General features: G+C 65.7%; 18 protein-coding genes and 2 pseudogenes. All 20 read left to right on the top strand.

Annotated features, from left to right (window positions below; all coding sequences use genetic code 11):
* The coding region (rplB, locus tag Q0C81_RS11020; RefSeq protein WP_291837491.1) for a 50S ribosomal protein L2 at positions 1-445 on the top strand (445 nt) is incomplete at its 5' end.
* Positions 446-447: 2 nt separating this feature from the next.
* Complete coding sequence (gene rpsS, locus Q0C81_RS11025) at positions 448-726, top strand: 30S ribosomal protein S19 (protein WP_141626256.1); 279 nt, start codon at positions 448-450, stop codon at positions 724-726.
* Positions 727-729: 3 nt separating this feature from the next.
* The gene (rplV, locus tag Q0C81_RS11030; protein ID WP_291837498.1) at positions 730-1,110 is read left to right on the top strand and encodes a 50S ribosomal protein L22; all 381 of its coding nucleotides are present in this window, start codon (positions 730-732) and stop codon (positions 1,108-1,110) included.
* Positions 1,110-1,865, top strand: coding sequence for a 30S ribosomal protein S3 (gene rpsC, locus Q0C81_RS11035; protein WP_291837501.1), 756 nt, complete (start codon positions 1,110-1,112; stop codon positions 1,863-1,865). Before rplV ends, rpsC begins: the two co-directional genes overlap by 1 nt.
* Before the next feature lie 3 nt (positions 1,866-1,868).
* Complete coding sequence (gene rplP, locus Q0C81_RS11040) at positions 1,869-2,309, top strand: 50S ribosomal protein L16 (protein ID WP_291837504.1); 441 nt, start codon at positions 1,869-1,871, stop codon at positions 2,307-2,309.
* Entirely contained in the window at positions 2,309-2,506 is a 198-nt protein-coding gene (gene rpmC, locus Q0C81_RS11045) for a 50S ribosomal protein L29 (RefSeq protein WP_291837507.1), read from the top strand. Before rplP ends, rpmC begins: the two co-directional genes overlap by 1 nt.
* A gap of 9 nt (positions 2,507-2,515) precedes the next feature.
* Positions 2,516-2,767: a 30S ribosomal protein S17 gene (gene rpsQ / locus Q0C81_RS11050; RefSeq protein WP_141626261.1), complete on the top strand. Its 252-nt coding sequence runs from the start codon at positions 2,516-2,518 to the stop codon at positions 2,765-2,767.
* Between the two features lie 18 nt (positions 2,768-2,785).
* Entirely contained in the window at positions 2,786-3,154 is a 369-nt protein-coding gene (rplN, locus tag Q0C81_RS11055) for a 50S ribosomal protein L14 (protein ID WP_055832151.1), read from the top strand.
* Between the two features lies 1 nt (position 3,155).
* On the top strand, positions 3,156-3,464 hold the full coding sequence (gene rplX, locus Q0C81_RS11060) for a 50S ribosomal protein L24 (RefSeq protein ID WP_291837519.1): 309 nt from the start codon (positions 3,156-3,158) through the stop codon (positions 3,462-3,464).
* A complete protein-coding gene (rplE, locus tag Q0C81_RS11065) occupies positions 3,464-4,021 on the top strand; it encodes a 50S ribosomal protein L5 (protein ID WP_291837521.1) in 558 nt (185 codons plus the stop codon). The genes rplX and rplE overlap by 1 nt, the downstream gene beginning before the upstream one ends.
* 19 nt (positions 4,022-4,040) lie before the next feature.
* On the top strand, positions 4,041-4,346 hold the full coding sequence (rpsN, locus tag Q0C81_RS11070; RefSeq protein WP_291837526.1) for a 30S ribosomal protein S14: 306 nt from the start codon (positions 4,041-4,043) through the stop codon (positions 4,344-4,346).
* A gap of 15 nt (positions 4,347-4,361) precedes the next feature.
* On the top strand, positions 4,362-4,760 hold the full coding sequence (gene rpsH, locus Q0C81_RS11075; protein WP_141626265.1) for a 30S ribosomal protein S8: 399 nt from the start codon (positions 4,362-4,364) through the stop codon (positions 4,758-4,760).
* Between the two features lies 1 nt (position 4,761).
* Positions 4,762-5,295, top strand: coding sequence for a 50S ribosomal protein L6 (gene rplF, locus Q0C81_RS11080; protein WP_291837532.1), 534 nt, complete (start codon positions 4,762-4,764; stop codon positions 5,293-5,295).
* A gap of 3 nt (positions 5,296-5,298) precedes the next feature.
* On the top strand, positions 5,299-5,655 hold the full coding sequence (rplR, locus tag Q0C81_RS11085; protein ID WP_291837535.1) for a 50S ribosomal protein L18: 357 nt from the start codon (positions 5,299-5,301) through the stop codon (positions 5,653-5,655).
* Between the two features lie 12 nt (positions 5,656-5,667).
* Positions 5,668-6,276 (top strand): 30S ribosomal protein S5, encoded by a 609-nt coding sequence (gene rpsE / locus Q0C81_RS11090; protein WP_291837538.1) that lies wholly within the window; start codon positions 5,668-5,670, stop codon positions 6,274-6,276.
* Between the two features lie 5 nt (positions 6,277-6,281).
* Entirely contained in the window at positions 6,282-6,479 is a 198-nt protein-coding gene (rpmD, locus tag Q0C81_RS11095; RefSeq protein ID WP_291837541.1) for a 50S ribosomal protein L30, read from the top strand.
* 168 nt (positions 6,480-6,647) lie between these two features.
* Positions 6,648-7,094, top strand: a pseudogene (gene rplO, locus Q0C81_RS11100) (50S ribosomal protein L15); the annotation flags it as partial.
* Positions 7,095-7,343: 249 nt separating this feature from the next.
* Positions 7,344-8,720, top strand: coding sequence for a preprotein translocase subunit SecY (gene secY / locus Q0C81_RS11105; protein WP_291837544.1), 1,377 nt, complete (start codon positions 7,344-7,346; stop codon positions 8,718-8,720).
* Between the two features lie 25 nt (positions 8,721-8,745).
* Complete coding sequence (locus Q0C81_RS11110) at positions 8,746-9,306, top strand: adenylate kinase (RefSeq protein WP_291837548.1); 561 nt, start codon at positions 8,746-8,748, stop codon at positions 9,304-9,306.
* A gap of 92 nt (positions 9,307-9,398) precedes the next feature.
* Positions 9,399-9,674, top strand: a pseudogene (locus Q0C81_RS11115) (hypothetical protein); the annotation flags it as partial.

The raw sequence follows: 9,674 nt of genomic DNA on the forward strand, positions 1-9,674 counted from the left end.
GCTGCGCTCGATCCCGGTCGGCACGATCATCCACAACGTCGAAATGAAGCCGGGCAAGGGCGCCCAGCTGGCCCGTTCGGCCGGCGCCTACGCCCAGCTGGTCGGTCGCGATCAGGGCTACGCCCAGATCCGTCTCGGCTCGGGCGAGCTTCGCATGGTCCTGGACGGCTGCATGGCCACGGTGGGCGCGGTTTCGAACCCCGACCACATGAACCAGAACCTCGGCAAGGCCGGCCGCAAGCGTCACATGGGCTGGCGTCCGCACGTTCGCGGCGTGGCCATGAACCCGATCGACCACCCGCACGGTGGTGGTGAAGGCCGGACCTCTGGTGGTCGCACCCCGGTTACGCCGAGGGGCAAGGACACCAAGGGCACCCGGACCCGCAAGAACAAGGCGACGGACAAGTACATCATCCGCACTCGCCACGTTAAGAAGGCTCGCTAAGAATGGCTCGCTCCTCCTGGAAAGGCCCGTTTGTCGACGGGTATCTGCTCAAGAAGGCCGACGCCGTTCAAACGTCGGGCCGCAAGGACGTGATCAAGACCTGGTCGCGCCGCTCCACCATCCTGCCGCAGTTCGTCGGTCTGACGTTCGGCGTCCACAACGGCCAGAAGCACGTGCCGGTGATCGTCTCTGAAGAGATGGTCGGCATGAAGTTCGGCGAGTTCGCCCCGACCCGGAACTTCCCGGGTCACGCGGCGGACAAGAAGGCCAAAAGGAAGTAACTGATGGCCCAGACCAAAAACCCCCGCCGGGTCGCCCTCACGGAAGCCCGCGCCAAGCTGGTGAACGTCCGGATCAGCCCGCAAAAGCTGAACCTGGTCGCCCAGTCGATCCGCGGCCTGCCGGTGCAGAAGGCGCTCAACGAGCTGGAATTCAGCCGTAAGCGCATCGCCACCGACGTCCGCAAGGTCCTGTATTCGGCGATCTCGAACGCCGAGAACAACCACAACCTCGACATCGACAACCTGGTCGTCGCCGAGGCCTTCGTGGGCAAGAACCTGGTGATGAAGCGTTTCGCGAGCCGCGCTCGTGGTCGTTCGTCGCGCATCCTGAAACCGTTCAGCGAGATCACCATCGTGGTCCGTGAAGCCGGCGAGGCCGCCTGATGGGTCAGAAAATCAATCCGCTCGGTTTCCGCCTCGGCGTGAACCGCACGTGGGACAGCCGCTGGTTCGCCGATGGCGCGAACTACGCCCGCCTGCTGCACCAGGACCTGGCGCTGCGCACGTGGCTCAAGGAACGCCTGCAAGCCGCCGGCGTGTCGCGCATCATCATCGAGCGCCCGCACAAGAAGTGCCGCGTGACGATCTACGCCGCCCGTCCGGGTGTCGTGATCGGCAAGAAGGGCGCCGACATCGAGAAGCTCCGCAAGGACATCTCGGCCCGCACTGAAGGCGAAGTTCACCTGAACATCGTCGAAGTCCGCAAGCCGGAAACCGACGCGCAGCTGATCGCCGAGAACATCGCGCAGCAGCTGGAACGCCGTATCGCGTTCCGCCGCGCCATGAAGCGGGCGATGCAGTCGGCCATGCGCCTCGGCGCCAAGGGCGTCCGCATCAACGTTTCGGGCCGCCTCGGCGGCGCTGAAATCGCTCGTATGGAATGGTACCGCGAAGGTCGCGTGCCGCTTCACACCCTGCGCGCCGACATCGACTACGGCTTCATCCAAGCCAAGACGACGTACGGCATCATCGGCGTGAAGGTCTGGGTCTTTAAGGGTGAAGTGCTCGAGCACGACCCGATGGCCCAGGACAAGCGTTGGGCCCAGGAAGCCTCGGGTCCGTCGTCGAATGAAGGCCGCGAACGCGGCGGTCCCCGTGGGGATCGCGGTCCGCGCCGTGACCGGGGACGTGAGAACTAAGTCATGCTGCAACCGAAGAAAACCAAGTACCGGAAGGCCTTCAAGGGCCGGATCCACGGTTCGGCCAAAGGCGGCTTCTCGCTGAACTTCGGCTCGTACGGCCTGAAGACGGTCGAGCCGGAACGCATCACCGCGCGTCAGATCGAGGCGGCTCGCCGCGCGATCACCCGCCAGATGAAGCGTCAGGGCCGCGTCTGGATCCGCGTCTTCCCCGACCTGCCCGTCACGGGCAAGCCGGCCGAAGTCCGGATGGGCAAGGGCAAGGGCGCCGTGGACCACTGGGCCGCGCGTTGCCACCCGGGCCGTATCCTGTTCGAAATCGACGGCGTGCCGGACGACATCGCTCGCGAAGCGCTGCGCCTCGGCGCCGCCAAGCTGCCGGTCCGCACCAAGGTGGTCACTCGCCTCGACGCCGGCGTCGCCCATGTGGAGGCTGCTGCCTGATGGCCAAGATCGCCGATCTCCGGTCGCAAACCGCCGACCAGCTGTCCGACGAGCTGCTGAAGCTCAAGAAGGAACAGTTCAACCTGCGTTTCCAGGCCGCCACCGGCCAAATGGAAAAGACTCACCGCGTTGGTGAAGTGCGCAAAGACATCGCCCGCATCTCGACGCTTCTGCGCGAGAAGCGCGTGAACGCGTAAGGAACGAATATGCCGAAGCGAATTCTCGAAGGCGTGGTCGTCTCTGACAAGGGCGACAAGACTGTCATCGTCAAGGTCGAGCGCACCCTGCTGCACCCGGTCCTGAAGAAGACTGTCCGTCTCTCCAAGAAGTACCACGCCCACGACGAAGCGAACGCCCTCAAGGTCGGTGACCTGGCCCGCATCGTCGAGTGCGCCCCGAAGTCCAAGCTGAAGCGCTGGGAAGTCCTGTCGGACGCCTCGGCCGCCTCGGCTTCGTAAAGAGAAGGATCGGATCCTATGATCCAGATGCAAACTAACCTGGAGGTGGCCGACAATTCGGGCGCTCGCCGGGTCATGTGCATCAAGGTGTTGGGCGGCTCCAAGCGCCGCTACGCCTCGGTGGGCGACACCATTGTCGCCTCGGTGAAGGAAGCGATTCCGCGCGGCCGCGTGAAGAAGGGCGACGTCGTTCGCGCCATCGTCGTGCGCACCGCCAAGGACATCATGCGCAAGGACGGCTCTGTCATCCGTTTCGACAAGTCGGCCGCCGTCATCGTCAACAAGCAGAACGAGCCTGTCGGCACGCGGATCTTCGGCCCGGTTCCCCGCGAACTGCGCGCCAAGAACCACATGAAGATCATCTCGCTGGCTCCGGAGGTCCTGTAACATGGCCGCCAAGATCAAAAAGGGCGACAACGTCGTCGTCCTGACCGGCAAGGACAAGGGCCGCACCGGCCAGGTCCTCAAGGTCCTTCCGACCGAAAACCGCGTCCTGGTTCAGGGCATCAACATGGTTCAGCGCCACACGCGTCCGACCCAGGGTGACCCGCAGGGCGGCATCAAGAACAAGGAAGCGTCGCTTCACCTGTCGAACGTCGCGATCGCCGACGCCAACGGCAAGGCGACCCGCGTCGGCTTCAAGGTTGAAGGCGACAAGAAGGTTCGCTTCGCCAAGACGACGGGAGACGTCATCTGATGGCCGACACCAAATACACTCCGCGCCTCAAGGGCGAGTACGTTTCGCGCATCCGCGGCGAGCTGAAGACCAAGTTCGGCTACACCAACGAGATGCAGATCCCCAAGCTGGACAAGATCGTCCTGAACATGGGCATCGGTGAAGCCGTGGCCGACTCCAAGAAGGCGACCGCCGCCCTCAAGGATCTGACGCAGATCGCCGGTCAGAAGGCCGTGCCGACCAAGGCCCGCAACTCCATCGCCGGCTTCAAGCTGCGCGAAGGCATGGTTGTCGGCGGCAAGGTCACCCTGCGCGGCGACCAGATGTACGAGTTCCTGGACCGGTTCATCACGATCGCGCTGCCGCGCGTGAAGGATTTCCGGGGCCTGAAGGGCACCTCGTTCGACGGTCGCGGCAACTACGCCACGGGTCTGAAGGAGCACATCGTGTTCCCGGAGATCAACTACGACCAGATTGATCAGATGTGGGGCATGGACATCATCGTCTGCACCACGGCCAAGACCGATGAGGAAGCCAAGGCTCTCCTCACCGAGTTCAAGTTCCCGTTCGTGAACTGAGCGGGAAGGGAAACAGACAATGGCTAAGAAGTCCGCTGTAAACCGTAACGAGAAGGTCAAGGCCCTCGTCGCGAAGTACGCCGACAAGCGCGCCGCCCTGAAGGCGACCGCGAACAACGAGTCCCTCCCGCTTGAGGAGCGCTTCGAAGCGCGCCTGAAGCTGGCGGAACTGCCGCGCAATTCCGCGCCGAACCGCATCCGCAACCGCTGTGAGGTGACGGGTCGTCCGCGCGCCTACTATCGCAAGCTGAAGATGAGCCGGATCGCCCTGCGTGAGCTGGGCAACCTGGGTCAGATCCCCGGCCTGACGAAGTCGAGCTGGTAAGGGGAGCATAAAGTCATGATGATCAACGATCCCCTGAGCGACATGATCGCCCGCATCAAGAACGCCGCGACCCGCAAGCGTTCGAAGGTGCTGACCCCGGCTTCCCGCCTGCGCCAGCGCGTCCTCGACGTGCTGCAGGACGAAGGCTACATCCGCGGCTACAACCTGGTGCAAAACCCGGGTGAGTTCCCGCAGTTCGAGATCGAGCTGAAGTACTTCGACGGCCAGCCGGTGATCGCCGAGATCGCCCGCGTGTCGAAGCCCGGCCGTCGCGTCTATTCGGCCATCAGCGATCTGAAGCCGATCAAGAACGGCCTCGGCATTTCGATCCTCTCGACGTCCAAGGGCGTCATGTCGGACGCTGCCGCCCGCGACGCGAACGTCGGCGGCGAAGTCCTCTGCAGGGTCTACTAAGATGTCCCGTATCGGCAAGAAAACCATCGCGATCCCGAAGGGCGTCACTGTCGCCCTCGACGGTCAGACCGTCTCGGTGAAGGGTCCCAAGGGCGAACGCACCTGGACCGTCGCTGAAGAGATCGAAGTCAAGCAGGAAGGCGACGAGCTGTCGCTGACCCCGCGGGCTGACACCCAACGCGCCCGCGCGATGTGGGGTCTGTCGCGCACGCTGGTCGACAACATGGTCGTCGGCGTCACCACCGGCTTCGACAAGACGCTGGAACTGGTCGGCGTCGGCTATCGCGCGGCGATGAAGGGCAACCAGCTGTCGCTGCAGCTCGGCTTCTCGCACGACGTCGACATCGATCCGCCGGCCGGCGTCAGCTTCGCTGTTCCGAAGCAGACCGAGATCAAGATCTCGGGCGCGGACAAGCAAGCCGTCGGCCAGATCGCCGCCGTCATCCGCAAGCTTCGTCCGCCGGAGCCCTACAAGGGCAAGGGCGTGCGCTACCAGGGCGAAACCGTCCGGCGCAAGGAAGGCAAGAAGAAGTAAGTCATGGCTCTCTCTCTTCAACAAAAAGCCAAGCGCCGCTCGGAGCGCAACCGTCGCCGCCTGAAGGCTGTCGCCAACGGTCGCCTGCGCCTGTCGGTCTCCCGTTCGGACAAGAACATCTCGGCCCAGATCATCGACGACGTCCAGGGCGTCACGGTGGCCGCCGCCTCGTCGCTGGAAGGCGGCAAGGGCAGCAAGGGCTCGGACGTCGCCGCGGCCGCCGCCATCGGCAAGCTGATCGCCGAGCGCGCCAAGGAGAAGGGCGTCACCGACGTCGTCTTCGATCGCGGCGGTTACATCTATCACGGACGGGTGAAGGCGCTGGCGGAAGCCGCGCGTGAAGCCGGCCTGAACTTCTAAGGGACGCGACAGATGGCGCAACAACCCCAACGCGGCGGCGGCGGCAACGACCGCAACCGTCGTGACAACCGCAACGCTCCCGCCGTCGACGGTCCGGACTCGGACATCGTCGAGAAGCTGGTGCACATCAACCGCGTCGCCGCCACCGTGAAAGGCGGCCGTCGCTTCAGCTTCGCCGCCCTCATGGTCGTCGGTGACGGCAAGGGCCGCGTCGGCTTCGGTCACGGCAAGGCGCGCGAAGTGCCGGAAGCCATCCGCAAGGCGACCGAAGAAGCCAAGAAGACCATGATCAAGGTTCCGCTGCGCGAGAACCGCACCCTGCACCACGACGGCAACGGCCGTTGGGGCGCCGGCAAGATCATGATGCGCGCCGCTCCTCCGGGAACGGGCGTCATCGCGGGCGGTCCGATGCGCGCCGTGCTCGAAACCCTCGGCGTCCAGGACGTCGTGGGCAAGTCGACCGGTTCGTCGAACCCCTACAACATGATCCGTGCGACGTTCGAGGCCCTCAAGGTCCAGTCGTCGCCGCGTCAGGTCGCTTCGAAGCGTGGCAAGAAGGTCGCCGACCTGATGGGCCGCCGCAACGACGGCGCCTCGTCGCCTGAAGCCATCGAGGGCTGATAGACATGGCCAAGACCGAATCCAAAGCCACCGTCACCATCCGCCAGACCGGTTCGCCGATCCGCCGCAAGTCGGACCAGCGCGCCACCCTGTCGGGCCTGGGCCTGAACCGCGTGGGCCGCGAGTCCACGCTGGAAGACACCCCGTCCGTCCGTGGCATGATCGCCAAGGTCGCGCACATGGTCGTCGTGGTCGAGAAGTAAGCTGCTCCCGCCCTTTCGGGGGCGGGACAAGTCGCCGCTTGCGGCGGCAGGGCAAGGGCGGCTATAGGCCGCCCTTCCTTGCGTTCCGGACCTGTCCGGGGCGCGACACAGACATCAACGCCGAGTCCGCTCCCTGAGCGGGCGCTAGAACCCGAAAGGATCAGGCACATGAAACTGAACGAAATCCGCGACAACGAAGGCGCCCACAAGAAGCGCATGCGCGTCGGCCGTGGCCCTGGCTCGGGCAAGGGCAAGACCGCCGGTCGCGGCGTCAAGGGTCAGAAGTCGCGTTCGGGCGTCGCCATCGGCGGCTTCGAAGGCGGCCAGATGCCGCTCTACATGCGCATGCCCAAGCGCGGCTTCAACAATCCGAACGCGCTGAAGCTGGCCGAGGTGAACCTGTGGCGCCTGCAAGACGCCATCGACGCCGGCAAGCTGGACGCCAAGGGTGAGATCAAGGGCGACGCCCTGGTCGCCGCCGGCGTGATCCGTCGCGTCAAGGACGGCGTCCGCGTTCTGGGCACCGGCGAAATCAAGGCCAAGCTGAACCTGGTCGTGTGGTCGGCCTCGGCCGGCGCCGTCAAGGCGATCGAAGCCGCCGGCGGTTCGGTCGTGCAGGAGCGCATCGCCGCTGAAGCCAAGGCCGCCGCCCGCGTCGAGAAGCGCAACGCCGCCAAGGGCAAGGCTCCGGCCCCCAAGGCGCCGAAGGGCGACGCCAACAAGGTCTCGGCCCGCGCCAAGCGCACGGCTGCGAAGTAAAAAGACTAGGGGGCGCCCTCGCCACGAGGGCGCCCTTCTCCTATCTGGACGCAGGCGCGGACTCGTCGTCCGATGCGCCGCGTTCTGATCAGTCGGGGTGACACTATGGCTTCGGCCGCCGAACAACTCGCAGCAAACATGAACATGGGCTCGTTCGCGCGTGCGACCGAGCTTCACAAGCGCCTGCTCTTCACGGTGCTGGCCATGGTCGTGTTCCGTATCGGCTGCTACGTGCCGATCCCCGGGATCAACAACGAAGCCTTCCTGGCCTTCTTCCAGAATCCGGACGGCAACCGCGGCATCCTGGACATGTTCAACATGTTCTCCGGCGGCGCCGTGCAGAACATGGCCGTCTTCGCGCTGAACGTGATGCCGTACATCTCGGCCTCGATCATCGTGCAGCTGATGGGCGCGGTGTACCCGCCCTGGGAAAAGCTGCGTAAGGAAGGCGGCGAGAGCGGCCGCAAGCAGCTGAACCAGTACACCCGCTATCTGACGGTCGTGCTGGCGCTGGCGCAGGCCTTCGGCATCGCCACCCAGCTGAACGGCCAGGCCGGCCTGATCGACGAGCCGGGCCTGTTCTTCATCATCACCACCACGACCTGCCTGACCGCCGGCACCATGTTCCTGATGTGGCTGGGCGAGCAGATCACCGAGCGCGGCGTCGGCAACGGCATCTCGCTGATCATCTTCGCCGGCATCGTGGCCGTCCTGCCGGGCACCATCGCCCGCCTGTTCGGCCTGGCCCAGCAAGGCCAGATGTCGCCGTTCGCCCTGATCTTCATCGCCGCCATGGCCGTGGCCGTGGTGATGTTCATCGTCTTCATGGAGCGCGCCCAGCGCCGCCTGCTGATCCAGTATCCGAAGCGCCAGGAAGGCAACCGGATGGCTGGGGGCGAGCGCTCGTTCCTGCCGCTGAAGGTCAACACCGCGGGCGTGATCCCGCCGATCTTCGCCTCGTCGCTGCTGATGCTGCCGACGACGGTCGCCTCGCTGACCGCGACGGCCAACCTGCCGCCGTGGATGGACTGGCTGCCGCTGGTCACCGCGCAGATGCAGCACGGCCAGCCGCTGTTCTCGGCCCTGTACGCGATCCTGATCGTCTTCTTCTGCTTCTTCTACACCTCGATCACCTTCAATCCCGAGGACACGGCCGAGAACCTGCGCAAGTACGGCGGCTTCCTGCCGGGCATCCGTCCGGGCAAGCGCACGGCCGAGTATCTGGACTACGTCCTGACCCGCCTGACGGTGATCGGCGCGGCCTACATCACCGCCGTCTGCCTGCTGCCCGAGATCGTCGTCGCCAACTTCGGCAACGGCCTGTATTTCGGCGGCACCTCGGTTCTGATCGTGGTCTCGGTGACCATGGACACCGTGGCGCAGATCCAGTCGCAACTGCTGGCGCACCAGTACGAAGGCCTGATCAAGAAGGCCAAGCTGCGCGGCCGGGGCAAGGGCGTGACCGCGCCCGCGCGCCGGTAAGTCTGATCGCACGGGGAGGGCGGCGATGAATCTGATCCTGTTCGGACCGCCGGCGGCGGGCAAGGGCACGCAGGCCAAGCGCCTGGTCGAGTCCCGCGGCATGATCCAGCTGTCGACCGGCGACATGCTGCGCGAGGCGATCGCCTCGGGCTCCGAGCTGGGCCAGACCTGCCAGGCGATCATGTCGCGTGGCGACCTGGTCCCCGACGCCGTGGTCATCGCCCTGATCGAGGCCCAGCTGAAGGCCGCCGAGGACGCCGGCGGGGCCATCTTCGACGGCTTCCCCCGCACCCTGGCCCAGGCCGAGGCCCTGGATGAGATGCTGGCCAAGCTGGGCAAGCAGATCGACCACGTCATCCGCCTGAAGGTCGATGACGCCGCCCTGCTGGACCGGGTCTCGGCCCGGTTCGCCGACCAGGGCCGTCCGGACGACAATCCCGAAAGCTTCAAGGTCCGTCTGGACGCCTACAACCGCAACACGGCGCCCCTGCTGCCCTACTATGCGGACAAGGGCCTGCTGACCGAGGTCGACGGCATGGGCTCCATCGCCGCCGTCTCCGCCGCCATCGACGCCGCCCTGGCCTGATCAGGCCCTGATCCGGGGCCTGCTGACCGAGCAGGCGTACGATCCGTGACAGCGCGCGTTCATGTGCCATGTGGCATAGAACGCCGGTGAAGATGGGACATCCGATCCTGAAGGACCGCCGGGTCCGCAACGCCGGCATCGCCGCGAGCATTCTTGCGGCGCATCTGGTCGTGGCCGTTCTCATCGGTCGGGGCGGGCCGACGGGGCCGCTGGTCCTGCCTACGCCGCCGCTGAACGTCATCCTGTTCCGCCCGACGGTTCCGCCGCCCCCTCCGCCTCCGCCGCCTCCGGAACAGCCGGTGCGCAGTCAGGGGGGAGGGGCGCCCGCCGCGCCGTCGCGCGTCCACGTCACGCCGCGCCCGCCCGAC

The sequence above is a fragment of the Brevundimonas sp. genome (assembly GCF_023259385.1).
Classification (GTDB): domain Bacteria; phylum Pseudomonadota; class Alphaproteobacteria; order Caulobacterales; family Caulobacteraceae; genus Brevundimonas.

Excerpts from the sequence above, each read along its gene's own strand:
- rpsS (WP_141626256.1), top strand. The coding sequence starts at position 448 with ATGGCTCGCTCCTCCTGGAAAGGCCCGTTTGTCGACGGGTATCTGCTC.
- rplV (WP_291837498.1), top strand. The coding sequence starts at position 730 with ATGGCCCAGACCAAAAACCCCCGCCGGGTCGCCCTCACGGAAGCCCGC.
- rpsC (WP_291837501.1), top strand. The coding sequence starts at position 1,110 with ATGGGTCAGAAAATCAATCCGCTCGGTTTCCGCCTCGGCGTGAACCGC.
- rplP (WP_291837504.1), top strand. The coding sequence starts at position 1,869 with ATGCTGCAACCGAAGAAAACCAAGTACCGGAAGGCCTTCAAGGGCCGG.
- rpmC (WP_291837507.1), top strand. The coding sequence starts at position 2,309 with ATGGCCAAGATCGCCGATCTCCGGTCGCAAACCGCCGACCAGCTGTCC.
- rpsQ (WP_141626261.1), top strand. The coding sequence starts at position 2,516 with ATGCCGAAGCGAATTCTCGAAGGCGTGGTCGTCTCTGACAAGGGCGAC.
- rplN (WP_055832151.1), top strand. The coding sequence starts at position 2,786 with ATGATCCAGATGCAAACTAACCTGGAGGTGGCCGACAATTCGGGCGCT.
- rplX (WP_291837519.1), top strand. The coding sequence starts at position 3,156 with ATGGCCGCCAAGATCAAAAAGGGCGACAACGTCGTCGTCCTGACCGGC.
- rplE (WP_291837521.1), top strand. The coding sequence starts at position 3,464 with ATGGCCGACACCAAATACACTCCGCGCCTCAAGGGCGAGTACGTTTCG.
- rpsN (WP_291837526.1), top strand. The coding sequence starts at position 4,041 with ATGGCTAAGAAGTCCGCTGTAAACCGTAACGAGAAGGTCAAGGCCCTC.
- rpsH (WP_141626265.1), top strand. The coding sequence starts at position 4,362 with ATGATGATCAACGATCCCCTGAGCGACATGATCGCCCGCATCAAGAAC.
- rplF (WP_291837532.1), top strand. The coding sequence starts at position 4,762 with ATGTCCCGTATCGGCAAGAAAACCATCGCGATCCCGAAGGGCGTCACT.
- rplR (WP_291837535.1), top strand. The coding sequence starts at position 5,299 with ATGGCTCTCTCTCTTCAACAAAAAGCCAAGCGCCGCTCGGAGCGCAAC.
- rpsE (WP_291837538.1), top strand. The coding sequence starts at position 5,668 with ATGGCGCAACAACCCCAACGCGGCGGCGGCGGCAACGACCGCAACCGT.
- rpmD (WP_291837541.1), top strand. The coding sequence starts at position 6,282 with ATGGCCAAGACCGAATCCAAAGCCACCGTCACCATCCGCCAGACCGGT.
- secY (WP_291837544.1), top strand. The coding sequence starts at position 7,344 with ATGGCTTCGGCCGCCGAACAACTCGCAGCAAACATGAACATGGGCTCG.
- Q0C81_RS11110 (WP_291837548.1), top strand. The coding sequence starts at position 8,746 with ATGAATCTGATCCTGTTCGGACCGCCGGCGGCGGGCAAGGGCACGCAG.